General features: G+C 71.3%; 19 protein-coding genes. 8 read left to right on the plus strand and 11 right to left on the minus strand.

Going from position 1 to position 24243, the window contains the following annotated elements:
• Positions 1-73: 73 nt before the first annotated feature.
• The 8 genes from EJ105_RS00495 to EJ105_RS00530 form a co-directional block, all read right to left on the minus strand.
• The gene (locus EJ105_RS00495; protein ID WP_250164899.1) at positions 74-586 is read right to left on the minus strand and encodes an NADH-quinone oxidoreductase subunit B family protein; all 513 of its coding nucleotides are present in this window, start codon (positions 584-586) and stop codon (positions 74-76) included.
• Entirely contained in the window at positions 586-2103 is a 1518-nt protein-coding gene (locus EJ105_RS00500) for a hydrogenase large subunit (protein WP_250164900.1), read from the minus strand. Before EJ105_RS00500 ends, EJ105_RS00495 begins: the two co-directional genes overlap by 1 nt.
• Positions 2104-2112: 9 nt before the next feature.
• The gene (locus EJ105_RS00505) at positions 2113-3570 is read right to left on the minus strand and encodes a hydrogenase 4 subunit F (protein WP_250164901.1); all 1458 of its coding nucleotides are present in this window, start codon (positions 3568-3570) and stop codon (positions 2113-2115) included.
• Positions 3567-4292 carry a hydrogenase-4 component E gene (locus tag EJ105_RS00510; protein WP_156026286.1) on the minus strand — a complete coding sequence of 242 codons (726 nt, stop codon included), beginning with the start codon at positions 4290-4292 and terminating at the stop codon, positions 3567-3569. Before EJ105_RS00510 ends, EJ105_RS00505 begins: the two co-directional genes overlap by 4 nt.
• A complete protein-coding gene (locus tag EJ105_RS00515; RefSeq protein ID WP_394042215.1) occupies positions 4292-5251 on the minus strand; it encodes a respiratory chain complex I subunit 1 family protein in 960 nt (319 codons plus the stop codon). Before EJ105_RS00515 ends, EJ105_RS00510 begins: the two co-directional genes overlap by 1 nt.
• Complete coding sequence (gene hyfB, locus EJ105_RS00520) at positions 5251-7272, minus strand: hydrogenase 4 subunit B (protein ID WP_250164903.1); 2022 nt, start codon at positions 7270-7272, stop codon at positions 5251-5253. Before hyfB ends, EJ105_RS00515 begins: the two co-directional genes overlap by 1 nt.
• A gap of 1 nt (position 7273) precedes the next feature.
• A complete protein-coding gene (locus tag EJ105_RS00525; RefSeq protein ID WP_024276957.1) occupies positions 7274-7543 on the minus strand; it encodes a helix-turn-helix domain-containing protein in 270 nt (89 codons plus the stop codon).
• Between the two features lie 156 nt (positions 7544-7699).
• Positions 7700-8347, minus strand: coding sequence for a PadR family transcriptional regulator (locus EJ105_RS00530; protein WP_431192955.1), 648 nt, complete (start codon positions 8345-8347; stop codon positions 7700-7702).
• A gap of 218 nt (positions 8348-8565) precedes the next feature.
• Here EJ105_RS00530 and EJ105_RS00535 point away from each other — a divergent pair, with 218 nt between their 5' ends.
• The 8 genes from EJ105_RS00535 (at position 8566) to trxA (ending at position 21988) form a co-directional block, all read left to right on the plus strand.
• Complete coding sequence (locus tag EJ105_RS00535; RefSeq protein ID WP_394042242.1) at positions 8566-9543, plus strand: tyrosine recombinase XerC; 978 nt, start codon at positions 8566-8568, stop codon at positions 9541-9543.
• A gap of 14 nt (positions 9544-9557) precedes the next feature.
• Positions 9558-9992: a VOC family protein gene (locus tag EJ105_RS00540; RefSeq protein WP_250164906.1), complete on the plus strand. Its 435-nt coding sequence runs from the start codon at positions 9558-9560 to the stop codon at positions 9990-9992.
• Between the two features lie 144 nt (positions 9993-10136).
• Positions 10137-12656 (plus strand): sensor histidine kinase, encoded by a 2520-nt coding sequence (locus EJ105_RS00545; RefSeq protein ID WP_250164907.1) that lies wholly within the window; start codon positions 10137-10139, stop codon positions 12654-12656.
• Positions 12653-14224, plus strand: a complete 1572-nt coding sequence (gene tsaE / locus EJ105_RS00550) for a tRNA (adenosine(37)-N6)-threonylcarbamoyltransferase complex ATPase subunit type 1 TsaE (protein WP_250164908.1) — start codon at positions 12653-12655, stop codon at positions 14222-14224. The genes EJ105_RS00545 and tsaE overlap by 4 nt, the downstream gene beginning before the upstream one ends.
• 62 nt (positions 14225-14286) lie before the next feature.
• On the plus strand, positions 14287-14988 hold the full coding sequence (locus EJ105_RS00555) for a nucleotidyltransferase family protein (RefSeq protein ID WP_029556611.1): 702 nt from the start codon (positions 14287-14289) through the stop codon (positions 14986-14988).
• Positions 14989-15021: 33 nt separating this feature from the next.
• Positions 15022-18069 (plus strand): double-strand break repair protein AddB, encoded by a 3048-nt coding sequence (gene addB / locus EJ105_RS00560; RefSeq protein ID WP_250164909.1) that lies wholly within the window; start codon positions 15022-15024, stop codon positions 18067-18069.
• Positions 18066-21581 carry a double-strand break repair helicase AddA gene (addA, locus tag EJ105_RS00565; RefSeq protein WP_250164910.1) on the plus strand — a complete coding sequence of 1172 codons (3516 nt, stop codon included), beginning with the start codon at positions 18066-18068 and terminating at the stop codon, positions 21579-21581. The genes addB and addA overlap by 4 nt, the downstream gene beginning before the upstream one ends.
• Before the next feature lie 86 nt (positions 21582-21667).
• Positions 21668-21988 carry a thioredoxin gene (gene trxA, locus EJ105_RS00570; protein WP_024276966.1) on the plus strand — a complete coding sequence of 107 codons (321 nt, stop codon included), beginning with the start codon at positions 21668-21670 and terminating at the stop codon, positions 21986-21988.
• Positions 21989-22062: 74 nt separating this feature from the next.
• Here trxA and EJ105_RS00575 read toward each other — a convergent pair whose 3' ends face one another.
• The 3 genes from EJ105_RS00575 to fmt form a co-directional block, all read right to left on the minus strand.
• Positions 22063-22413 (minus strand): hypothetical protein, encoded by a 351-nt coding sequence (locus EJ105_RS00575; RefSeq protein WP_250164911.1) that lies wholly within the window; start codon positions 22411-22413, stop codon positions 22063-22065.
• Between the two features lie 141 nt (positions 22414-22554).
• Entirely contained in the window at positions 22555-23292 is a 738-nt protein-coding gene (gene truA / locus EJ105_RS00580; RefSeq protein WP_250164912.1) for a tRNA pseudouridine(38-40) synthase TruA, read from the minus strand.
• Between the two features lie 17 nt (positions 23293-23309).
• Entirely contained in the window at positions 23310-24233 is a 924-nt protein-coding gene (gene fmt, locus EJ105_RS00585; protein ID WP_250164913.1) for a methionyl-tRNA formyltransferase, read from the minus strand.
• Positions 24234-24243: the final 10 nt, after the last annotated feature.

Below are 24243 nucleotides of genomic sequence, written 5' to 3' on the forward strand. Positions count from 1 at the left end.
ACATATTCTGCATAAACCGTCTAGAGGATATGTAACATGATGTCCCGCCGCTGTGCATGGCGCCTGCGCTCGGTCACCCCTTCCCCGCCTTGAGCAGCGCCAGCAGCCCCGTCAGTAGGTCCACCGGCGTCGGCGGGCAGCCGGGGATTTTCAGATCCACCGGGATGATGGCGGCAGCGCCGTCCGTCACCGCATAGCTGCCCGCGAAGACGCCGCCATTGATGGCGCAGTCGCCGGCCGCCACCACCCATTTCGGGCCGGGCGTGGCGTCATAGGTGCGCTTCAGCGCCTCGGCCATGTTCTTCGCCACGGGGCCCGTCACCAAGAGCACGTCCGCATGGCGGGGCGAGGCGACGAAGCGGATGCCGAAGCGGTCGAGATCGTAGAAGGCGTTGCCCAGCGCGTGGATTTCCAGCTCGCAGCCGTTGCAGGAGCCCGCATCCACCTCGCGGATGGAGAGGCTGCGGCCGAGCCGGGCGCGGGCGGCGGCGTCCAGCTCGCGCGCAAGGGCCTCCACCGCCGCGTCGTCCGGGCCTTTTTCGGTGAGCGGGGCCTTCAGGAGGCCCTGAAGCAGGAGCTTCCGCATCACAGGTCCACCCCCGAATAGGAGCAGTTGAAGGATTTGTTGCAGAGGGGGAAGTCGGCGACGATGTTGCCCTCGATAGCCGTCTCCAAGAGCGGCCACTGGAACCACGAGGGATCGCGCAGATGCGCCCGGCGCACGCGCCCGTCGCTCTCCAGCGCCACGAAGGCGAAGACATCGCCCCGGAAACTCTCCACCAGCGCTACCCCCTCGCCGCCGCCCGCCGGCACGGGCACTGTTATGTCGCCCTTGGGCAGCGTGTCGAGCAGGCGGATGATGAGGCCGAGGCTTTCCTCCACCTCGCGGATGCGCACCCACACGCGGGCGTTCACGTCCCCATCCGAGCGCACCGGCACCTCGAACGGCAGCCGGTCGTAGGGCGGATAGGGCAGAGCGCGGCGCGCATCGAAGCCGCGGCCCGAGGCGCGGCCGACGAACCCGCCGGCGCCGAACTGGCGCACATAGTCCGGCTTGGTGAAGCCGGTGCTCACCGTGCGGTCCTGAAGCGAGGCGGTCTCGTCATAGAGGCGGACCAGGGCGGGGAAGGCACGGCGCACCTCGGCCACCAGCGCCTTCATGCCCGCAATGGCCTCCGCCGTGATGTCCTGCGCCACGCCGCCGGGCACCACGCGGTCCATCATCAGCCGGTGGCCGAAGGCACGGGCGGAGGCGCGCAGCACGCGCTCGCGCAGCACGCCGCAATGGGCCAGCATGATGGCGAAGGCGGCATCGTTGCAGATGGCGCCGATGTCGCCGAGATGGTTGGCGAGGCGTTCCAGCTCCGCCATCAGGCCGCGCAAGGCATGGGCGCGCTCCGGCACCGCGACGCCGCGCGCGGCTTCCACGGCGCGGCAGAAGGCAAGCGCATAGGCCACCGTGGCATCGCCCGAATGGCGCCCGGCGATGCGGGCGGCCTCCTCCGGCGCGCGGCCGGCCATGAGGGATTCCATGCCCTTGTGGACGTAGCCGAGGCGTTCCTCCAGCCGCACCACCGTCTCGCCATAGGCGGAGAAGCGGAAATGGCCGGGCTCGATGATGCCGGCATGGACCGGGCCGACCGGGATCTGGTGCAGTCCCTCGCCCTCCACCGGCAGCACCGGATAGGCCTCGCCCGCCCCCGCATCGGGCGTGGCGGCGCCGAGCGGCGCGCGCACGCCCCAGCGGGCATGGTCCAGCCACGGGCGCAGATCGGGCGCGCCCACGGGCGTCAGGCCGAAGAGATCGCGGATGGTCCGCTCCAGCCGGGCGGCGGGGGGATGGTGCCGCGCCACGGAAGGGAAAGCGCCGGTGGGGCAGGGGAGGCTCGCGAGAGCGAGGCGGCCGGTGGCCTCCTCCAGCAGCGCCATGTGGACGGCGCCCAAGTCACCTTGAATCCTATCCCCGAACAGGGCCGAGAGCGTGAGCCGGCCGGCGGCCAGCTCCGTGCAGAGGCCGGTCCATTCCGCCTCGTTCACGCTCACGCGCGGCCAGGGGCGGCACAGGGTGCCGTTGCGGGCGAAGAGATCGGAGAGGTTGACCATGCCGCCCTCCTAGCCCAGCACCGCGGCCACGTGGCGGAACCACGCGACCAGTTCCGGCGGCAGGTAAAGCCCGGCGGCGAAGACGAGGGCGAGGTGCACGCCCATGGGCACGAAACTCGCCTTCACCGGATCGGTGCCCGGGCTCGGCTCGCCGAAGGCGATGGCCGAGAGTTTCACCATCAGCGCGCCGAAGGCGATCAGCAGCCCCAGGACGAGGATCAGCGCCAGCCACGGCCGGGCGCCGAAGGCGCTCGTCACCACCAGAAACTCGCTCATGAACACGCCGGCCGGCGGCAGCCCGGCGATGGCGACGACGCCGGCGACGAGGCTCCAGCCCAGCAGCGGGTGCGAGGTGGTGAGGCCGCGGATCTGCGCCAGTTCCTGCGTGCCCTTCACCTGACAGGCATGGCCCACCGCGAAGAAGATGGCGGACTTGGTGAGGCTGTGCATGGTCATGTGCAGCAGCCCGGCGAAATTCGCCAGCGGCCCGCCGAGCCCGAAGGCGAAGGCGATGATGCCCATGTGCTCGATGGAGGAATAGGCGAACAGGCGTTTGATGTCGCGCCGCCGGTACAGCATGAAGCCGGCGAGCAGCAGGGAGCCGAGGCCCATGGCCATCATCAGCGGCCCCGGCGCCAGCGTGCCGGGATGGGCGGCGAGCAGCGACTTGAAGCGCAGCACCGCGAACAGCGCCACGTTGAGGAGGAGGCCCGACAGCACCGCCGAGATCGGGGTGGGGCCCTCGGAATGCGCATCCGGCAGCCAGGCATGGAGCGGCGCGAGGCCCACCTTGGTGCCGTAGCCGAGCAGCAGGAAGACGAAGGCGACGTTGAGCAGCGCCGGATCGAAATTATGGGCATGCTTCATCAGCACGCTCCAGATCATCCCGTCCGCGCCTTCGCCCACCACCGGCTGCGCCACCATGTAGACGAGGATGGTGCCGAACAAAGCGAGCGCGATGCCCACCGAGCCGAGCATGAAATATTTCCACGCCGCCTCGATGGCCGCCTCCGTGCGGTAGAGGCCGACCATGAGCACGGTGGTGAGCGTCGCCACCTCGATGGCCACCCACATGACGCCGAGATTGTTGGAGAGCAGCGCCAGCGTCATGGCGCCGAGCAGCACCTGATACATGGCGTGGTAGAAGCGCAGGTTGAGCGGCGTCAGCCGCCCCGTCTCCAGCTCATGGGCGATGTAGCCGGCGGAAAACCAGGCGGTGGTGAAGGCGACGAAGGTGTTCAGCACCACGAAGACGATGTTGAGGTCGTCCACGATGAGGAACGGCCCCGCGATCCGCGGCGCGCCGAACAGCAGCAGCGCCAGCGCGAAGGTGAGGCCGCAGGCGGCGACGTTGACCAGCGCGCCCACGCGATAGGACGGCATCAGCGCCAGCAGCACCGCGCTCGCCGCCGGCACGGCCACCAGCAGGGGGGCGGGATCTACGAGGAGGCCGGACAGGAAACTCATGCGCGCCCTCCCCGGAAGCGGTCGAGGGCGTCCACGTCCACGGTGTCGAACCGCTCGCGGATGCGGAACAGGAAGATGCCGATGACGATGAGGGCGATGAGCACCGAGAAGGCGACGGAAATCTCCACCACCAGCGGCATCCCCTTGGCGCCGGTGGCGGCGAGGATGAGCCCGTTCTCCAGCGACATGAAGCCGATGACCTGGCTGACGGCATTGCGCCGCGTCACCATCATCAGGAGGCCCAGCAGCACCACCGAGAGGGCGAAGGCGAGGTCCTCCCGCGCCAGCGCATCGGCCGCGCCGCCCACGGCGGCGGTGGCCTTCAGCATGACCACGAGGGAGAGCGCCACGAGAGCGATGCCGGCCAGCATGGTGGGGCCGATGGAGACCACCGTCTCCACCTGCCGGTGGATGCCGAGGCGGGCGACCATCCGCGCCAGCGCCAGCGGGATCACCACCGCCTTGAACACGAGGGCGATGGCGGCGGTGACATAAAGGTGCGGCGCATCCTGCGCCAGCGCCTGCCAACCCACGGAGAGGGACAGCACCACCGCCTGCAAAGCGAACACTTTCAGCAGCGCATAGAGCCGGTCCTGATAGAGCATCAGGAAGCTGATGAGCACCAGCGCGCCGGCGAACAGGTGGGCCACGTCGAACACGAGGCTCGCCGAGAGGGCGGCGTCCAGCGGCGTTCCGTGCGCGATTTCCAGCGTGCGGTCCATCACAGGATCCTCGACACGAAGAGGAGCAGGGTGCCGAGCAGCCCCAGCATGAGCGCGGCGCCGAGGAAGTCCGGCACGCGGAACACCCGCATCTTGGCGATCGACGTCTCGAATACCGCGAGCAGCACCGCGCCCGCCGCGAGCTTTGCGCCATAGCTCGCCATGCCCAGCACCACCGCGCCCGCCCCGGCGCCGGCCGGCGCCAGCCCCCACGGCACGAACACGCAGGCGACGAGGGAGATGAAGAGCAGCAGCTTCAGCTGCGCGGCCAGCTCGATGAGCGCGAGGTGGCGGCCGGAATATTCCAGCACCATGGCCTCGTGCACCATGGTCAATTCCAGATGGGTGGCGGGATTGTCCACCGGGATGCGCCCGTTCTCCGCCACCGCGACGATGGCCAATGCAACCAGCGCCAGCGCCAGCGACACGCGCAGGCCGACGCCCGCGACCATCACCGAGGCGATGGTGGAGAGCTGGGTGGAATGGGCGACGAGGGCGAGGGAGAAGACGATCATGATCATCGCCGGCTCGGCCAGCGACGAGATCATCACCTCCCGGCTCGATCCGATGCCGCCGAAGCTGGTGCCCACATCCATCCCCGCCAGCGCGAGGAAGAAGCGGGCCGAGCCGAGCAGCGCGGTGATGACGATGAGGTCTGCCGACCAGGAGAAGATGAGCCCGGTGCCGAAGGTGGGCACCAGCGCCGCCGCCACCCAGGTTGCCGCGAACAGGAGGTAGGGCACGGCGCGGAACAGCCAGGAGGCGTTGTGGGCCAGCACCGCCTCCTTGTTCAGGAGCCGCGCGAGGTCGCGATAGGGCTGGAACACGGAGGCGCCGCGCCGCCGGGTGAGGCGCGCCTTCACCTTCCGCACGAGGCCGGTGAGCAGCGGTGCCAGCGCCAGCACCAGCAGCATCTGGGTGCCCTGCACCAGAAGGTTCGCGATCTGGAGGTTCGCCATCAGGTCCATAGCGCCAGCACCAGCAGCAGGAGGACGAGAGCGCCGAAGACCAGCGCCAGATACTGGCGGATGGTGAGATATTGCAGGCGGTTGGCCCGCGTCGCGATGCGTTCCACCAGCCCCGCCAGGGGCAGGAACAGGAAGGCCCAGGCGGGATCGCGGGCGGTGATCTCGATGCGCGCCGGGGCGAGCGAGCCGGGCGGCGGCATCTCCACCCGTTCGCGGGCGGCGAACAGGGTGCGGGCGAACACCCGGCGGATGGGCTGGGCGAAGGAGCCGGCGGAATATTGTGTCACCGGATCGGCATTGGGAAAGCCGCAGTCCCACGGCGGCGCGCGGCGCACCGCGCCGGTGGCGAGGCGGTGGATGATGAAGGCGGTGAGCAGCGCCGAGGAGGCAATGAAGAGGAAGACGAGGAGGCCGTTATAGGACGAGCGGCTTTCCGCCACCGGCACGATGGAGAGCCACGCCACTTCGCTCTGCGCCGGCATTTTCACGCCGATGAGCGCCGTCACCGCCGGCTGGAGCGCGTCGATGACGAGGCCGGGGAACAGGCCGGCGGCGACGCAGATGGCGGCAAGGGCGATCATCGCCGCGCGGGAGAAGGCGTCCACCTCATGCGCATTCGCCGCCTGTTCGCTGCGCGGCCGGCCGAGGAAGACGATACCGTAGAGCCGCACGAAGCAGGCCGCCGCCAGCGCCGCCGCCAGCGCCAGCAGGGCGCCCGCCGCCGGGACGGAGAGTTTTAGGCCCCAGGCCGGCAGTTCTGGGCTGAGCAGGATCGCCTGGAACACCAGCCATTCGGAGGCGAAGCCGTTCAGCGGCGGCAAAGCCGAGATGGCCGCCGCGCCGATCAGCATGACCACCGATGTCACGGGCATGCGGTGGATGAGCCCGCCGAGGCGGTCCATCACCCGCGACCCGGTGGCGGTGAGCACCGCGCCGGCGCCGAAGAAGAGGAGGCTCTTCATGGCCGCGTGGTTGAACACGTGGAACAGCGCCGCGGTGAAAGCCAGCGCCGCCGCCCCGCCGAAGCCCGAAGCCTTGAAGGCGAGGGCGAGGCCGAGGCCGACGAAGATGAGGCCGATGTTCTCGATGGTGGAGAAGGCCAGCACGCGCTTGGTATCGCTCTGCAGCAGCGCCTGCAGCACGCCGACGACGCCGGCAATGGCGCCCGCGACGATCACCGGAATGCCCCACCACCAGTCCGGCGGGCCGGCGAGATCGAACACGATGCGGATGAAGCCGTAGACGGCCACCTTCGTCATCACCCCGCTCATGAGCGCGGAGACGTGGCTCGGCGCGGCGGGGTGTGCCAGCGGCAGCCAGACGTGCAGCGGCACGAGGCCGGCCTTGGAGCCGGCGCCGAGCAGCGCGAGCACCAGCACGACAGCCCCGGCCCAGCCGGTGGGCGGCGCGGCGCGCATGGCTTCGAAGGTGAAACCGCCGCCGCCCGCCGCCAGCAGGCCGAAGGCCAGCATCAGCGCCAGCGTGCCGAACGAGGCCATGAGGATATAGACGAGGCCCGCCTGCACATTGCCGGCCTCCTTGTCGTGGGAGATCACCAGCGCCCAGGAGGCGAGCGACATGAATTCCCACGCCAGCAGGAAGGTGTAGGCGTCCGCCGCCAGCGGCACGAGGTTCATGCCGGCGAGGAAGGCGGGGAAGAAGGGCAGCACCCGCTCGGGCGCATGGTCATGCCGGCCGTAGCCGAGGCCGTAAAGGCTCGCCGCCGCTCCGCCGAGGTTCACCACGACGAGGAAGACGGCGGAGAGCGCATCAAGCCGGAGATTGGCGCCGATCCACGGAATGCCCAGCGGCAGCACCAGCCCGCCTATGGGCGCCGGGATGGCGGTGAGGGCGGATACGGCGGCGAGGAGCGTCACCGCCAGCGCGCCGCCATAGACCACGGGGCGTCCGAGAGGTCCGCGCGCGAGCACGGCACCGGCCACCGCCAGCACGAGCAGCGCGGCCACCGCGGAAAGGGCAGCGAGAAGCTGGACCGTGGGAGCGAGAGCCATCTCAGTCCCCCGATGGCCGGGGGGCCGGCGTCTTGAGGCGCACGCCGCGTCCGCCGCTGTCGCTCACCACGCCTTCGCCGATGAGATCGACGCCGGCGGCATCCAGCGCCCCCACCAGCTTCATCAGCGAATCCACGTTGCCGCGGATCACGCCGTCGCTGGCTTCCATGCGCTGGATGGTGGGGAGCGAGAGGCCGCACAGGCCGGCAAGGGCGCGCTGGTCGAGGCCAAGGATGGCGCGGGCGGCACGGAGCTGGGCAGCTGTGATCATGATCGCTGACGGCAGGCGTTTAGCGTGATTTGTGCTGCTTACACCCGGTCTATTAAGCGATCAAGCATTATTAGTGATGTTTAAAACATCACTTCGTCACGAGAGCGGGCGCAACGGTCGGCGCCCGCCCTTTGCCGCCCGCCCTTGCCGCGCGGCTCACGCCTCCCGGATGTCGTTGGCCACGCGGGCGAGGATCTCGACGATCCGCGTCTCGGCGCCCCGGTTCTGCTCCAGCTTCTCGCGGGAAACATCACGCAGGTTTTCCAGCGCGGCTTCCACCAGGCGGGGCAGCTCGGCGCCGTGGCTCGGGCCGCTCTCGCTCCAGCCCATCCACTTCTTCACGCGGCCCATCTTGAGGCCGATCTCGGACAGCCGGCCGATGATGGCGTCGGCGAAGTCGCGGTTCTCGGCGAGGTAGGCGCGGCCCTCCTCGGTGATGGCGTAGCGCTTCTTCGAGCCGTCCGCCTCGGCGGTCACATAGCCCGCCTCTTCCAGGAAGGTGAGGGTGGGATAGACCACGCCCGGGCTCGGCGAATACCAGCCGGCGGTCTTCTCCTCGATCAGCTTGATGATCTCGTAGCCGTGGCGCGGCTGCTCGGCGATGAGCGACAGGGCCAGAAGCTTGAGGTCGCCCTGGGCCAGCATGCGGCCGATGCGGAACATGTCGCCGCCCCCGCGCCCGCCGCGTCCGCCAGGTCCCCCGCCGCCGCGATGGCCGCCGAACTCGCCAGGACCATGGCCGTGGCCGCCGCGCCCCGCGAACTCATGCTCGCCGAACGCGCGTCCACCAAAATCGCCGCCCATTTCGCCGCCAAAGCCACGGCCACGGCGGGCGTCCCGCCAGTCTCGTCTGCATCCGAACATTCGGAAGTCTCCTTAGATATGTCGTTAGATATAGCGACGATGGTTATATCGTTCGATATATCTGGATGACAAGGGGCTCCTCCGAAAAATCCGTTCAGCCTTTCTGAAGGCCCGCGCTTGCAGGATCGGCCCAATCGCCGGAGTCTTCCTCAATGGCCATGTCAGATCAGGATCGCGCCGCCCGCGCCGCCCACGGCCTCGCCAGTGCCGCCGCGCCGGATGTGGCGGCCGCCGTCGAGGGCTGGCTGGCGCGCCTTGCCCACGAACGGCGGCTCTCGGCCAAGACGCTGGAGGCCTATGCCCGTGATCTTTCGGTGGTGCTCGTCCGGCTCACCGACCATCTCGGCAAGCGCCCGACGCTTCCCGATCTCGCCGCACTGACACCGGCGGACGTGCGGGCCGTGCTCGCCTCCCGTCGGGCCGAGGGCGTCGCCCCGCGCACTTTGGTGCGCCTTCTCGCCGCCGCACGCTCCTTCGGCCGGCATCTGGAGCGGGAAGGGCAGGGCAAGGTCGGCGCGCTCACGGCGGTGCGCGCCCCCAAGGTGCCGAAGGGCCTGCCCAAGCCCGTCTCCGTCGCCGCCGCCCGCGCGCTGGCTGATCCCGACACCCGTGCCGGCGAGGCACGCGAGGCGTGGGTGCTGGCGCGCGACGCGGCAGTGATCGCCCTGCTCTACGGGGCGGGCCTGCGCATCTCGGAGGCGCTGGGCCTCTCGGCGGGGATGATGTCGCCCGGCACGACGCAGATCACGGTGACGGGGAAGGGCAACAAGACGCGCATGGTGCCGTTGATCGCGCCGGTGCTCGCGGCGGTGGATGCCTATCGCGGTCTCTGTCCTTATCCTCTGGCGCCGGACAAGCCGCTGTTCCGGGGGGCGCGGGGTGGGCCGCTCTCGCCGCGCATCGTGCAATTGGCGGTGGAGCGGATGCGCGGCGCGCTGGGCCTTCCCGACAGCGCGACGCCCCACGCCTTGCGCCATTCCTTCGCCACTCACCTCCTCTCGCGGGGCGGTGATCTCAGGGCGATCCAGGAACTGCTCGGCCACGCCTCGCTCTCCACCACGCAGATCTATACGCAGGTCGATGCCGCCGCCCTCATGAACGCCTGGCGCGCTGCCCATCCGAGGGCGCGGGCGTAAGCAGGAGCTGAAGCATGACGTTCACGCCCGTCCGCCCCGTCATCGAGCATCTCTCCGTCACCACCGTGGACCTTGCCCGCGCGGTGCGCTTCTACGATGCGGTGCTGGCGCCCCTCGGCCTCGTGCGGGTGGCCGACTATGACGAGCCGGAGGGCGCTTCCGCCTGCTGGGGGCCGCCGGGTACCCTGCCGGCACCGGAGGGCGTGCCGGGCGCCGCGCCCTTCTGGGTGCAGTTGCGCGAAGGGCCGGTGACGCCGCCGCCGGGCACCCATATCGCCTTCTGCGCGGCGGACCGGGCGGCGGTGGAGGCTTTCCATGCGGCGGGCCTCGCCACCGGCGGAACGGACTACGGCGCGCCGGGTCTGCGGCCCCAGTACGGCCCCGGCTATTACGCCTCATTCCTCATGGACCCGGACGGCTGGCGCATCGAGGCCGTCGCCTACGTGTAGGGCTGCGCTGGTTTGCCGGCTGTGGGCCGGCGGCGGTCTGCCCTTTCAATGCTGGTAAACGCTCCGTTATCCTTCGCAAGTGATTCGCGGCGCGCCGCAGAGAGGCTGCGGCAGCCGCAGGGCAGGGGAAGGACACCGGGGCGAATGGCGGAGCGCATCCGGAGGAGCGGCGCGCGGCGTCCGGCGCGCGGGCGCAGGCTGGGGCCGGCCCCGGCGAGGGGATGCGCGAATTTCTGCGTCGGCACCCGGACCGCGCTGTTCGGCTCCTTTCTCCTCGCCACCACCGCTCTTGCCGGCACCCCGGCCTCCGCCGACGGCTGGAGCATTGCCATGGGCGCGGCCGAAACGCTGTGGCCGGTCATCGCTCTGTCCGCCTGCGCCGTCGTCGGCCTCGTGGCCCTGAGGTCCCGCCGGGTGGCCGCCGATCTCGGCGCGCGCATGGACAAGGCCGAGGCCGAGGCCCGCGATGCCGGCGCCGCCGCCGCCCGGGCCCGGGCGGAAGCCCATGCCGCGCGCTCCCTCCTCACCGCCGGCGCGCCCGCTTTTATGACCTGGAGCGGCCGCGCGCTTCCGGTGGATGTGCACGGCGCGACGCCGGAAGCTTTCCGCGCCAGCCTCGGCGCCGCCTCCGCTGCCCTCGACCGCGCGCTGGAGCAACTGCGCCGGGAAGACGGCACCGTTTCCCAGCTGGTGGACACCCCGGCCGGTCCCGCGCGGCTGGAAGGCCATAGCCTCGGCGGCGCGGGCGTGCTGCTCCTGCGTCCGGCCGATACGGTGGATACCGCCGCAAAAGCCGATGCCGTCGATTTCGCCGAGGCGGAGCGGATGGCCCATGGCCTCGCCGCCGCTCTCGATGCCGCCGCGGCGCCGGCCTGGCTGCGCCGGCCGGATGGCACGCTGGTCTATGTGAATCCCGCTTTCGCCACCGCGGTGGGGGCGCCTTCGGCCGCCGAGGCGCGCGCCGCCGGCCTCGATCTGCTCGACACCCGCATCCGCAGCGCCGCGCTCACCGCAGAGGGGGCAGCCGGCACCTTCCGCCAGCGGGTGAAGGCGGTGGCGAGTGGCCAGCGGCGGCAGATGGACGTGGTGGAGGTGGCCGGCCCCTTCGGTACCGCCGGCATCGCCATCGACGTGACCGGCGAGGACGCGGCGAAGGCCGAGACCGCCCGCACGGTTGCCGCCCACCAGCGCACGCTGGACCAGCTGACCACCGCCGTCGCCATCTTCGGCGCCGACGAGCGCCTCGTCTTCCACAATGCGGCCTATGAGCGCCTGTTCGATCTCGCCCCCGGCCTCCTCGACCAGCGCCCGCCGGAAAACGAAATCCTCGAAGACCTGCGCCGCCGGCGCAAGGTGCCGGAGCAGGCCGATTTCCGCGCGTGGCGGGCGCAATTGCGCGAGGCCTATCGCGCCATCGAGCCGGTGAACGACTGGTGGCACCTGCCCGGCGGGCAGATGCTGCGCGTGGTCATCACGCCCAATGCCGAGGGCGGCATCACCTATCTGTTCGACGACCTCTCCGAGCATCTGGCGCTGGAGAGCCGCTACAACAGCCTCATCCGCATCCAGGGCGAGACGCTGGACGGCCTCGCCGAGGCGGTGGCGGTGTTCGGCGCGGACGGGCGGCTCAACCTCTACAATCAGGCCTTCCTCGCGCTCTGGTCCCTCGACGCCCAGGCCATGGGCGACAAGCCCCATGTGGACGCGGTGGCCGCCATGTGCCGCCCGCTCTATGGCGAGACGGCCGCCTTCTCCCGCATCCGCCAGGCGGTGACGGCCATCGGCCCGCGCGAGGTCACGACGCTGCGCATCGAGCGGCCGGACGGCCGGGTGCTCGACGGCGCCACCCAGCCGCTGCCGGACGGCGGCACCATGGTGACGTTCCGCGATGTCACCGACAGCGTGAAGGTGGAGCGCGCGCTGACCGAGCGCGCCGAGGCGCTGGAGGCGGCGGACAAGCTCAAGAACGCCTTCGTCGGCCACGTCTCCTACCATTTGCGCACGCCCCTCAATACCCTGATGGGCTATGCCGACATGCTGCGCGAGGGCCTTGCCGGCCCGCTCAACGACCGCCAGCGCGACTATCTCGACCACATGCGCCAGTCCTCGGACCTGCTGCGCGCCCTCATCGACGACATCCTCGACCTCGCCACCATCGATGCCGGCGCCATGGAGCTGGATCTCGCCGAGGTGGACGTGCGCGAGCTGGTTCTCTCCGTCGCCGAGGCGGTGCGCGACAGCGTGGACGAGGCGCGGCTTTCCCTCGCCGTGAACATCGATCCCGCGGCGGGCGTCTTCGTCGCCGATGCGCGGCGGCTGCGGCAGATCCTGTTCAATCTCCTGTCCAACGCCATCGCCGTCTCGCCCGAGGGCGCCACCGTGACGCTCGGCGCCGCGCGGCGCGACGGGGCGCTGGTGTTCACCGTCCGCGACGAGGGTCCTGGCGTGCCGGCGGAGGTGAAGGAGACGCTGTTCGATCGCTTCGAGAGCCGCAGCGCCGGCCCGCGCCATCGCGGGGTGGGTCTGGGCCTTGCCATCGTGCGCTCCTTCGTGAGCCTGCATGGCGGCTCGGTCACGGTGGGGCCGGCGTCCGCGACGCGCGGCACCCTCGCCACCTGCATCTTCCCGCTCGAAGGCGAGCGCCGGCGGGAGGCTGCCGAATGAGCATCGTGCTGGAACGCCTTGAAGGTCAGCCGGTGGCCTGCCGCGTGGTGCTGAAGGACCTCGCCGCCACCAGCCGTCTCGCTTCGCTCATCGCCAGCTGGTTCGGGGGCAAGGACACCATCACCCTCACCGGCGACCTCGGCGCCGGCAAGACGGAGCTGGCCCGCGCGCTCATCCGCGCCTTCGCCGACGATCCCACCGTGGACGTGCCGAGCCCCACCTTCCCGATCCTCATCACCTACGACTTTCCCCGCGGCCGGGTGGTGCACGCCGATCTCTACCGCATCCAGGAGCCGGACGAGCTGGACGAGCTCGGCTGGGACGAGATGCGCGAGAACGCGCTCCTCATGGTGGAATGGCCCGAGCGCGCCGAGGAGCGCCTGCCGGCTGACCGTCTCGATGTGGCGCTCTATCTTGCCGCCGGCACGCGGGACGCGGCCGATCTCGGCCCGGAGGCGCGCATCGCCATCGTCACCGGCTATGGCAAGTTCGGCCCGCGGCTCGACCGGCTGATGATCGCCCAGTCGCTCATCGAGCAGAGCGGCTTTGCCGAGGCGGCGCACCGCTTCCTGCAGGGCGACGCCTCCGCCCGTTCCTACAGCCGCCTCGTGCTGGGCGATCGCTCCGCCATCGTCATGAACGCGCCGCGCCAGCCGGATGGACCGCCGCTGAAGCGCGGCCTGCCCTACAGCCAGCTTGTGCATCTGGCGGAAGACGTGAAGCCGTTCGTCGCCATGGACCGGGCGCTCTTGGCGCAGGGCCTGTCTGCGCCGCTCATCTATTCGGCGGATCTGGAAGCCGGCATACTCGTGCTGGAAGACCTCGGCCCGGAATTTGTGGTGGCCGGCACCCCGCCCGCCCCGGTGCCGGAGCGCTATCGCCTCGCGGTGGAAGTGCTCGCCACCCTGCACAGCCGGCCTTTGCCGCGCACGTTGAACATTGCGCCCCGGGTGGAGCGGGCGCTGCCGTCTTACGACGTCGCTGCCATGCTCACCGAAATCGACCTGATGCTGGACTGGTACCTGCCGTCCCGCGGCATCCGGCTCGACGGGGTGGTGCGCGAGGAATTCCGCCTGCTGTGGCGCAGCGCGCTCAACCCGGCCATGGCCGAGCCGCCCACCTGGGTGCTGCGCGACTACCACTCCCCCAACCTCATCTGGCTGCCCCAACGGGAGGGCCTGCGCCGCATCGGTCTCATCGATTTCCAGGACGCGGTGATGGGGCCGGCGGCCTATGACGTGGTGTCGCTGGCGCAGGATGCGCGGGTGGATGTGCCGGAGGAGCTGGAGCTCGAACTCGTGCGCCGCTACGTGGCGATGCGCCGCGAGGCGGACCCCACCTTCGATCCGCGCGGCTTCGCCCGCACCTACGCGCTGATGGGCGCCCAGCGGGCCAGCAAGATCCTCGGCATCTTTTCGCGCCTCAACGATCGCGACGGCAAGCCGCATTATCTCCGGCACCTGCCGCGCATCCGGCGCTATCTCGCCCGCTGCCTCGCCCATGAGGAGCTGGGATCGCTGCGCATGTGGTATGAGGCGGTGCTGCCATCGAAGGACCTCTCCGCGTGACCGCTGCCCCCGACACGCTGCTTGACGTGCCCGCCGCCGGATCCGTCCGGGTTGATACCGCCATGGTGCTCGCTGCCGGCCTCGGCACGCGGATGCGCCCCCTCACCGACACCCGCCCCAAGCCGCTGGTGGAGGTGGACGGTCGCGCGCTGGTGGACCATGTGCTTGACCGCGTGGCCGCCGCCGGCATTCCCCGCGCCATCGTGAACGTGCACCACCATGCCGATCTGCTGGAAGCACACCTCAAGGCCCGCGCGGGCGCGCCCGACATCCTCGTCTCCGACGAGCGCGGCCTGCTGCTCGAGACCGGTGGCGGCGTGCGCAAGGCGCTGCCGCTGATCGGCGACACGCCCTTCCTGGCCATCAATTCCGACACGATCTGGATCGAGGGCGCGCGGCCGAACCTCGTGCGGCTCATGGAGCAGTTCGATCCCGAACGGATGGACGCGCTGCTGCTGCTCGCCTCCGCCGCTCATTCCATCGGCTATGACGGCCTGGGCGATTTCCAGATGGACAAGCTCGGCCGGCTGGAGCGCCGGGGCGAGCGCACCATCGCCCCCTTCGTCTATGCCGGCGCCGCCATCCTGAAGCCGGAGCTGTTCGAGGGCACGCCGGAGGGCGCTTTCTCCTTGAACCGCGTGTTCGACCGCGCGGCGGCAGCGGAGCGGCTGTTTGGCTTGCGGCTCGACGGCATCTGGATGCATGTGGGCACGCCCGATGCCATCGCTTTGGCCGAGGAGGCCATCGAGCGGTCGAGCGATTGAGGGTCTTCCTCTGGCGGGACGAGGAGTGAAGCCGTGCCGCGCGTGCTGACCATTCCGCCCTCCGCGCCCTTCCTGCCGGTGCTCGCGCGGGCGCTGCTCGACGGCGCGCTGGTGGAAGGCTTCGCGCCGCGTCACGATCCGCTCGCGCTGGCCGGTGCCACCGTCTTTCTGCCCACCCGCCGCGCCGGGCGGCTGTTCGCCGAGGCGCTGCTGGAGGCGTCGGGCGGAACGGCGCTGCTGCTGCCGCGCATCGTGCCCCTGGGCGACGTGGACGAGGACGCGCTCGCCTTCTCGGAAGACGCGCCGGTGCTGGCCGCGCCCCACGCCATCGCCCCGGTCCACCGCCGGCTGGTGCTGGCGCGGCTGGTCGCGCACTGGCGCGATACGCTGTCCAAGGCGGTGGAGCGGGAGGCGGTCGCCGCCGGCACCGCCTCCACCTTCGCGCTGGCCGATGCGCTGGGCTCCCTGTTCGACGATCTCACCACCGCCGGCCTCGGCGTCGAGCGGATGGACGGGCTCGTGCCGGACGAGCTGGACCGCTATTTCAAGGTGGGACTGGATTTCGTCCGCATCGCCCGGCGCGCCTTCTCCGCCTATCTGGCGGAGGAGGGGCTGGTGGAGCCCGCCGCCCGCCGCGACGCGCTGGTGGATGCCGAGGCGCGCCGCCTCACCGCGCTCGGCACGGCCGCCGGGCCGGTGATCGCCGCCGGCTCCACCGGCTCCATGCCGGCCACCGCGCGCCTGCTGAAGGCCATCGCCAGCCTGCCCCGCGGCGCGGTGGTGCTGCCAGGGCTGGACCTTGATCTCGACGCGCCCTCCTTTGATCGCCTCGCCGATCCCGTGCACGGCGCGCCCGACCATCCGCAATACGGCCTCGCCCGCCTCCTCGGCACGCTCGGTGTAGAGCGGGGGGAGGTGGTCCCGCTGGCGCCGCCGGCCCCCTTCGGCCGTGAGCGGCTGATGGGCGAGGCGCTGCGGCAGGCCGAGATGACCGACCTCTGGGCGACGCTGCCCGCGCGCCTGCCGGCGGACGACCTCGCCGCCGCCATGGCCGGCATCAGCGTTGTGGAGGCGGATGACCCCCGCGCCGAGGCGCTGAGCGTCGCGCTCCTGCTGCGCGACAGCCTGGAGCGGCCGGGCGAGACGGCGGCCCTCGTCACCCCGGATCGCGATCTCGCGCGGCGGGTGGCAGCGGAGATGGCGCGCTTCGGCGTGGCGCTGGACGATTCCGCCGGAACGCCGCTGGCCGACGCCCCCGCCGGGCGCCTCGCGGGCCTTCTGGTGACGGCGGCGGCCGAAGGGCTGGCGCCGGTGCCGCTGTTCGCCCTCCTCACCCACCCGCTGGCGCGCTTCGGCCTTGATGCGGAGGCGAAGGCCGATGCGGTGGCGGCTTTGGAACTGGCCGCCCTGCGCGGCCCCCGCCCCGCCGCCGGCCTCGCTGGCCTCTCCGCCGCGCTGGATGCCCACGATCCCGAAGGCTACCGCCGCTCCGATCCCCGCAGCCGCATCGATGGCGCGGCCATCGCCGCCGCGCGTGATCTGGTGCGGCGGCTGGAGGGCGCGCTCGGCCCGCTGCTGGCGCTGGGCGACCGGCACGGCGCCGTTCCCCTCGCCGAACTCGTCGCCGCCCATCGCGCCGCGGTGGAGGCCGCCGCCGGCCGGCTCGATCCCGAGGCGGAAGACGCTGCCGAGGCGGCACTGGCCCGCACCTTCGAGACGCTGGAGCGCGTGGCCGGCGACGGCCCGGCCCTCGACCTCGCCTCCTATGCCGATGCGGCGGGCGCGCTCTTCTCCGACACCATGGTCCGCCCGCGCGCCGAGCCCCATGCGCGCATCCGCATCCTCGGCCCGCTGGAGGCGCGCCTCGTCCATGTGGACCGCATGGTGCTGGGCGGTCTGGTGGAGGGCTCCTGGCCCACCATTCCCGAGACCGACCCGTGGCTGAGCCGCCCCATGCGGGCGCAACTGGGGCTTGATCTGCCGGAGCGGCGCATCGGCCTTGCCGCCCACGATTTCGCTCAAGCCTTCGGCGCGCGGGAGCTGGTGCTGAGCTTCGCCGCCAAGGTGGGCGGCACCCAGAGCGTGCCCTCCCGCTTCGTGCAGCGGCTGAAGACCGTGGCGGGGGAGGCCGAGTGGGGCGCCGCCCGCGCGCGCGGCACCCGTTTCGTCCGCGCCGCCCGCCGTTTGGATGAGGCGCCCGCCGTGCCCCGCGCGACCCGCCCCGCGCCCGCCCCGCCGCTGGAGCTGCGCCCGCGCCGGCTTTCGGTGACGGAGATCGAGACTTTCCTGCGCGATCCCTACTCCATCTATGCCCGCCACGTCCTCGGCCTGTCCCCACTCGATGATCTCGACGCACCGCCGGGCGGCGCCGAGCGGGGGATGGCGTTGCATGAGGCCGTGGGCCGATTCACCACCGCCTTCCCCGACGACCTGCCGCCCGACGCGCTGGCGCGGCTGATCGAGGAGGGCGCTCGTGCCTTCGCGCCGCTGAAGGCGTTCCCGGCCGAACATGCCTTGTGGTGGGCGCGGTTCGAGCGGGCGGCGGCCTTCCTCGTCGCCTTCGAGCGCGAACGGCGGGCGCATCTCGACCGCATCGTCGCCGAGACGAAGGGGAGCCTCGAAATCCCGCTCGCCGCCTCCACCTTCCGCCTCACCGGCCGCGCCGACCGCATCGAGATCAAGCGCGACGGGACGCTCGCCATCATCGACTACAAGACCGGCACCGCGCCGAGCGCGAAGCAGGCCGCCTCCCTGTCGCCCCAACTGCCGCTGGAAGCGGCCATGGCCTGGCGGGGCGGGTTCGAGGGCGTGCCGGGGGCGCCGGTGGAGGAACTCACCTATGTGGAGCTGAAGGGTGGGGCCGACGGCGGCGCGGAAAAGCCGGTGAAGGTGAAGGACCGCTCCACCCACGACCTCGCCGAAGATGCCCTCGCGGGCCTCGAAAGCCTGCTCAAGGCGTTCGAGAATGTGGCGCAGGGCTATCGCTCGCTCGCCGCGCCGCAATGGTCCGGCCGCTATGGCGATTATGACCACCTCGCCCGCGTGCGCGAATGGGCGCTGGCCGGGGAGGAAAGCGAATGAGCGCGAGCCTCGAGAGCAGCGCCAAGTCCGAGGCCACCCGCCGCCAGTCGGAGGCTTCGCACCCCGCCGTTTCCGCCTGGGTCTCGGCCAATGCCGGCTCGGGCAAGACCCATGTGCTGGCTCGCCGCGTCATCCGGCTGCTGCTCGCCGGCACGCCGCCGGGGCGCATCCTGTGCCTCACCTATACCAAGGCGGCGGCGGCCAACATGGCCAACCGCGTGCTCGCCATCCTCGGCCGCTGGGCGCGCATGGACGATGCCGCGCTCGATGCCGCCATCGCCGAGACGGTGGGCGAGGCGCCAGACGCTTCGCTGCGCGCCCGCGCGCGCCGGCTGTTCGCGGCGGCGCTGGAGACGCCGGGCGGGCTGAAGATCCAGACCATCCACGCCTTCTGCGGTGGCCTTCTGCATCGCTTCCCGTTCGAGGCGGACGTGGCGGCCGGCTTCCGCGAGCTGGACGAGGTGGCCCGGCGCGAATTGATGGCCCGCATCCGCGCCGACCTCGTAGTCGCCGCGAGTCTTGCCCCCGCATCCCCGGCCGGCGAGGCGCTGGCGCGGCTCACGGAGGAGATGTCCGACAGCGGCCTCACCGGCCTCATCGAGGCCGCGGTGGCCCTGCGCGCCCGCATCCTGCCCCTGGGCGACACGCCCGCTGGCCGCCGGGCTGCGGTGGCGCGGGCGCTGGGGCTGCCGGCGGGACTGACCGTGGCCGATGTGGAAGCCGAGATGCTGGCGAGCCCGCATCTTCCCCGCTCGGAATGGCAGAGCGTCGCGGCGACGCTCGCCACCTCAGACAAGGCCACCGACCGCAAGCGCGCCGACGACCTCGCGGCCGCCGCTGCGGCAGAAGACGACGCCTCCGCGCTCGTGGCCTATCGCGGCGTGTTCTTCGGCTCGGACGGCCCGCGCTCCGACAAGAACCTGCTCACCAAGGGCATGGGCACGCGCGAGCCGGACCTTCTCGCCCGTTTCACCGCCGAGCGCGACCGCCTCGCCAGCCTCGACGATCGCCTCAAGGCGGCCTGGACGCTGGAGCGCACCGGCGCGGCCCTCACCCTCGGCGCTGAGGCCTGCCGGGCTTACGAAGCAGCGAAGGCGGCGCGGGGCCTGCTCGACTTCGACGACCTCATCACCAAGGCCGCGGCCCTGCTCGCCGAGCAGCCGACCTTCGTGCAGTTCAAGCTCGACCAGGGTATCGACCACATCCTCGTGGACGAGGCGCAGGATACGAGCCCCGAGCAGTGGAAGGTCGTGGAGGGCCTCGCCTCCGACTTCTTTTCCGGCGAGGGCGCGCGGGCGGGCGTGACGCGCACCATCTTCGTGGTGGGCGACGAGAAGCAGTCCATCTTCTCCTTCCAGGGCGCCGATCCGCGCGCTTTCGGCGCCATGCGCACCACCTTCGAGCGCAAGGTGGGGGCGAAGGGCTTCCGCCGGGTGGAACTGCCCCACTCCTTCCGCTCCGCGCCGGGCGTGCTGGAGGCGGTGGATGCCATCTTCAAGAGCGAGGTCGCCCATGCGGGGCTGACCCTCGATACCGTGGCCCCCGTCCATGCCGCCATCCGCGCCGACGCTCCGGCACTGGTGGAGATCTGGCCCACCACCGTTCCCGAGCCCCATCCCGAGCCGGACAACTGGCGCCGGCCGCTGGACGAGGTGCCCACCGACGATCCCGTCAGCCGGCTCGCCGCGCGCATCGCGAGCTTCATCCAGGCAGGGATCGCGAACGGCCTCGCCATTCCCTCCCGCGACGGGCGGCCAATGCGGGCCGGCGATGTTCTGGTGCTGGTGCGCCGGCGCGGGCGGGTGTTCGAGGCCGTCATCCGCGCGCTCAAGGAACTCAAGGATCCGCGGGTGCAGGTGGCCGGCGCCGACCGGCTCGTGGTGCCGGAGCACATCGCCGCCCTCGATCTGATGGCGCTGGGCGACGCGCTGCTCTCGCCGCACGACGATCTTTCGCTCGCGGCCGTGCTGAAAAGCCCGCTGTTCGGCTTCACCGACGACGATCTCATGGCCCTGTGCCCCCAGCGCAAGGGCACGCTGGCCTCCGTCCTCTCCACGTCAGACGATCCGCGCCACCGCGCCGCTGCCGCGCGACTCGCCGGCTGGAAGGGCGAGGCGGAGGGGCTGCGGCCGTTCGATTTCTACGGCCGGGTCCTCGGCCGCGACGGCGGACGGAGGGCCATGCTGGCCCGCCTCGGCCCCGAGGCGACGGACGTGCTGGACGAGTTCATGGCATTGGCCCGCACCTATGAGGGCGCAGAGCCCGCGAGCCTCGCCGGCTTCCTCGCGTTTCTCCGGCGCGGCGGGGCCGAGACCAAGCGCGACATGGAGAGCGGGCGCGACGAGGTGCGGGTGATGACCGCCCATGGCGCGAAAGGGCTGGAGGCGCCCCTCGTCATCCTCGCCGACACGGTGGACATGCCGCGCCCGCGCATCGCGGGTGGCCTGCTCACCTTGCCGGGTGCGGGGGTGCCGGTGCTGGCGCCGCGCAAGGCGGAAGACCCGGAGGTGCTCGCCACCGCCCGCGCCGCCGCCGCCGCCCGCGAGCTGGAGGAATATCGCCGTCTGTTCTACGTCGCCCTGACCCGCGCCGAGGATGCCCTCGTCATCTGCGGCGCCGAGACCCGTGCGCCGGCCAAGGACAAGCCCCACGCCCGGCCCGAGGGCTGCTGGTACGACCTCGCCCGCGCGGCGCTGGAGCCGGACGCCGACGCGGGCCCGGCGCTGGGCTTCGAGGGGGAGGTGCTGCGCTGGCGCAGGGGACCGGGGTTGAAGGTGGCGAGCGGTGGTGCCGCGGTGGCGGCAATGGTCGAGGAGGGGGAGGTGCTTTCGTTCCCCAATCCCCCGCCGCCCGAGCCCGCCTTGCGGCGCCTGCGCCCCTCCGGCCTCGATGGAACGGACCCCCGACCCGAGCGGCCGGCTGCGCCCGCGCCGCTGCCCGAGAGTGCGCTGTCTCCCCTCCTGCGCGGCGATCTCGTTCACCGGCTGCTGGCCGGCCTGCCGGAGGTGGCGGCTGCCGAGCGGGAGGCGGCGGGCCTGCGCCTGCTGCGCCACGCGGCGGACGGCGTGGACGAGGCGGCGCACCGGGCGATTCTCGCCGAGGCGCTCGGCGTGCTCGGCCATGCGCCCCTCGCGGAGCTGTTCGGCGCCGGGAGCCGGGCGGAAGTGCCGGTGATCGGGCGCATCACGGGTGGAGGCGGGGAGGTGTTCGCCGTCAACGGCCGCATCGACCGGCTCGTCGTCCAGCCCGACCGCATCCTTGTGGCCGACTTCAAGACGGACCGGGTACCGCCTTCGGACCCCGCGGAGGCCGGCGAAAGCTATGTTTCCCAGCTCGCCGTCTATGGCGCCATTCTGTCGCAGGCGTTCGGCGGGCGGCCGGTGGAAGCGCGCCTGATCTATACGGCCGGGCCGCTTGTGGTGCCGCTCATTCCCGCCCGGCTCGCCGCGGCGCTGACGAAGCTTGGTGTTCCGTCCCCGCCTTTCGCCTCCCTTGGCGTCAAGGGCGCGTGAAGCCGCCTTGACGGGGAGGGGAGGGGCTACCTACGTTCTCCCCCAACATCCAGTGGTTCTCCCCGTTCTGCCCTACGAGGTATGTCATGGCCGTCGAGAAAGTTTCCGATCAGAATTTCGATCAGGACGTGCTGAAGTCCAGCGCGCCGGTCATCGTCGACTTCTGGGCGGAGTGGTGCGGCCCCTGCCGCATGGTTGCCCCCATCCTGGAGGAAGTCTCCGGCGAGCTGGGCGAGAAGGTCCGCATCGTGAAGCTGAACGTGGACGAGAATCCGCAGACGGCATCCAAGTACGGTATCATGTCCATTCCCACCCTGCTCCTGTTCAAGGACGGCAAGATCGCCTCCCGGCAGGTGGGCGCCGCCCCCAAGGCCAAGCTGGTGCAGTGGATCAACGGCTCGATCTGAGCTTCGACTCCGCCGAATATGAAAAAGCCCCCGATTCGGGGGCTTTTTTGTTTTTGTGGGGGATTGAACAGGCCTCAGCCGTGCCGTGCGAGCATTCTCCCTGAGGGGGGGACGCGCTCCACCGTGAACGCGGAGGCAGGGCGTACCCGCCATGGGCGGTCGAGGCAGAGGCTGGCATCGTTGAGCCGGGCCGCCTCGGCCTGCGCCTCGCCCTCGTTGGCGAAGCGATGCGCCTCGCGGGGGAAGAAAGCGCCGCCTGGAACGATGACGGTCTCACCCTCCTGCGTATCGATCCGGGTTTCACTGCCGTCGAAGAAGACCCAGCCGCACGGCGCACCCGGCACGGCGCGGGCGACCAGATGGGCGAGGGAGAGGGGGACGCGGCGGCGCGCGGGCTGCCAGCGCGGCATACGGAAACTGAACATCGGACCCGTTGTCCTCTATCGCCCCTGAGGTGTCTTCACAGTGGAAATGCTCAAGGGTGCCCGACCGTTCCAACCTGCGACGTCGTGAACGTCACCAGGATGTTACCCACAGCAAGGCTCAAGCCGGCGGAACGGAGCGGCTCAATAGCTGACGGCGGCGAGATAGAGCCCCGCCGCCGGGGCCATGGGGCCGCAGCGGGTGCGATCGGCGGCGGCGAGGGCGGCGGCGAGATCGTCCGCGCTCCAGCGGCCTTCCCCCACCCGCATCAGCGAGCCCACCATGGAGCGCACCTGATGGTGCAGGAAGGACCGGGCCGAGGTGACGACGCGGATTTCGTCGCCGTGGCGGGACACGTCCAGCTGGTCCAGCGTCTTCACGGGCGAGGCAGCCTGGCACTCGGCGGCGCGGAAGGTGGAGAAATCGTGCTTGCCCAGCAGACGCTGGGCCGCCGCGTGCATCGCCTCGGCGTCGAGCTTCTGCGGGATGCGCCAGGCCCGGTCGCGGTCCAGCGCGAGATCGGGGCGGCGGTTGACGATGCGGTAGAGGTAGTGCCGCTTGGTGGCCGAGAAGCGGGCGTCGAAGCTGTCCGGGACAAGTTCGGCGGAGAGCACCGCCACCGGATGGGGGCGAAGCTGGGCCGTCATGGCGTCGCGCACCGTGTCCGTGCGCCAGTCCTTGGAAAGGTCCACATGGGCCACCTGCCCGGTGGCATGGACTCCGGCATCGGTGCGCCCGGCGCCCGCTACCGTCACCTTTTCCCCGCAGAAACGCTGAAAGGCTTCGGCCAGAACACCCTGCACGGTGGGCAGCTCCGCCTGCATCTGCCAGCCGGCGAAGGGGGTGCCGTCATATTCGATGGTGAGCTTGTAGCGGGGCATGGCGGGTCTGGCCGCCCTCAGGCGAGCCGGCTTCCAGGCGGGACGGCATTGCCCCGCAGGAACGTCTCCGCCCCCATGGGCTGCTTGCCGGCCTTCTGCAGCTCCACGAGCCGCACCGCGCCCGCGCCGCAGGCGATGGTGAGGTGGTCGTCAAATACCGTTCCGGGTGCTGAGGAGCCCTCCGCCAGCGTCGAGCGCAGCACCTTCACCCGCGCCTCCTCCGGCCCGAGGGGGAACCAGGCGCCGGGGAAGGGGGAGAGGCCGCGGATGCGGTCGTGCACCTCCTGGGCGGGCTTTGACCAGTCGATGCGGGTCTCGGCCTTCTCGATCTTGGCGGCATATTCCACGCCGGTCGCCGGCTGGGGCGTGAAGGCGAGGCCGCCGCGCTCCAGCGCGGCCAGCGCCCGGCCCATGAGGTCGGCGCCGATCACCATCATCCGGTCGTGCAATTCGCCGGCGGTCATGTCCGGGCCGATGGGGATGCGCTCCACGAGGCCCACGGGGCCGGTGTCCAGCCCCGCTTCCATCTGCATCACCGCGACGCCGGTCTCCTTGTCTCCGGCCATGATGGCCCGCTGGATGGGGGCGGCGCCGCGCCAGCGCGGCAGCAGGGAGCCGTGCAGGTTCAGGCAGCCGAGGCGCGGCGCATCGAGGATGGCCTGCGGCAGGATGAGGCCATAGGCCACCACCACCGCCACGTCCGCCTCATGGGCGCGGAAGGCGTCCGCCGCCTCCTCGCCCTTCAGGCTCCTGGGCGTGAACACCGGCAGGCCGAAGCGCTCGGCCACCGCATGGACGGGGGAGGGGGTGAGGTCGAGCCCGCGCCGGCCGGCCGGGGCCGGGGCGCGGGTATACACCGCCACCACCTCGTGGCCGCGCCCGACGATCTCCGAGAGGGTGGGCACGGCGAAATCCGGCGTACCCATGAAGACGATGCGCATGGACCCTCGT

The sequence above is a fragment of the Xanthobacter aminoxidans genome, assembly GCF_023571765.1.
Classification (GTDB): domain Bacteria; phylum Pseudomonadota; class Alphaproteobacteria; order Rhizobiales; family Xanthobacteraceae; genus Xanthobacter; species Xanthobacter aminoxidans.

Excerpts from the sequence above, each read along its gene's own strand:
- EJ105_RS00495 (WP_250164899.1), bottom strand. The coding sequence starts at position 586 with ATGCGGAAGCTCCTGCTTCAGGGCCTCCTGAAGGCCCCGCTCACCGAA.
- EJ105_RS00500 (WP_250164900.1), bottom strand. The coding sequence starts at position 2,103 with ATGGTCAACCTCTCCGATCTCTTCGCCCGCAACGGCACCCTGTGCCGC.
- EJ105_RS00505 (WP_250164901.1), bottom strand. The coding sequence starts at position 3,570 with ATGAGTTTCCTGTCCGGCCTCCTCGTAGATCCCGCCCCCCTGCTGGTG.
- EJ105_RS00510 (WP_156026286.1), bottom strand. The coding sequence starts at position 4,292 with ATGGACCGCACGCTGGAAATCGCGCACGGAACGCCGCTGGACGCCGCC.
- EJ105_RS00515 (WP_394042215.1), bottom strand. The coding sequence starts at position 5,251 with ATGGCGAACCTCCAGATCGCGAACCTTCTGGTGCAGGGCACCCAGATG.
- hyfB (WP_250164903.1), bottom strand. The coding sequence starts at position 7,272 with ATGGCTCTCGCTCCCACGGTCCAGCTTCTCGCTGCCCTTTCCGCGGTG.
- EJ105_RS00525 (WP_024276957.1), bottom strand. The coding sequence starts at position 7,543 with ATGATCACAGCTGCCCAGCTCCGTGCCGCCCGCGCCATCCTTGGCCTC.
- EJ105_RS00530 (WP_431192955.1), bottom strand. The coding sequence starts at position 8,347 with ATGGGCGGCGATTTTGGTGGACGCGCGTTCGGCGAGCATGAGTTCGCG.
- EJ105_RS00535 (WP_394042242.1), top strand. The coding sequence starts at position 8,566 with ATGTCAGATCAGGATCGCGCCGCCCGCGCCGCCCACGGCCTCGCCAGT.
- EJ105_RS00540 (WP_250164906.1), top strand. The coding sequence starts at position 9,558 with ATGACGTTCACGCCCGTCCGCCCCGTCATCGAGCATCTCTCCGTCACC.
- EJ105_RS00545 (WP_250164907.1), top strand. The coding sequence starts at position 10,137 with ATGGCGGAGCGCATCCGGAGGAGCGGCGCGCGGCGTCCGGCGCGCGGG.
- tsaE (WP_250164908.1), top strand. The coding sequence starts at position 12,653 with ATGAGCATCGTGCTGGAACGCCTTGAAGGTCAGCCGGTGGCCTGCCGC.
- EJ105_RS00555 (WP_029556611.1), top strand. The coding sequence starts at position 14,287 with ATGGTGCTCGCTGCCGGCCTCGGCACGCGGATGCGCCCCCTCACCGAC.
- addA (WP_250164910.1), top strand. The coding sequence starts at position 18,066 with ATGAGCGCGAGCCTCGAGAGCAGCGCCAAGTCCGAGGCCACCCGCCGC.
- trxA (WP_024276966.1), top strand. The coding sequence starts at position 21,668 with ATGGCCGTCGAGAAAGTTTCCGATCAGAATTTCGATCAGGACGTGCTG.
- EJ105_RS00575 (WP_250164911.1), bottom strand. The coding sequence starts at position 22,413 with ATGTTCAGTTTCCGTATGCCGCGCTGGCAGCCCGCGCGCCGCCGCGTC.
- truA (WP_250164912.1), bottom strand. The coding sequence starts at position 23,292 with ATGCCCCGCTACAAGCTCACCATCGAATATGACGGCACCCCCTTCGCC.
- fmt (WP_250164913.1), bottom strand. The coding sequence starts at position 24,233 with ATGCGCATCGTCTTCATGGGTACGCCGGATTTCGCCGTGCCCACCCTC.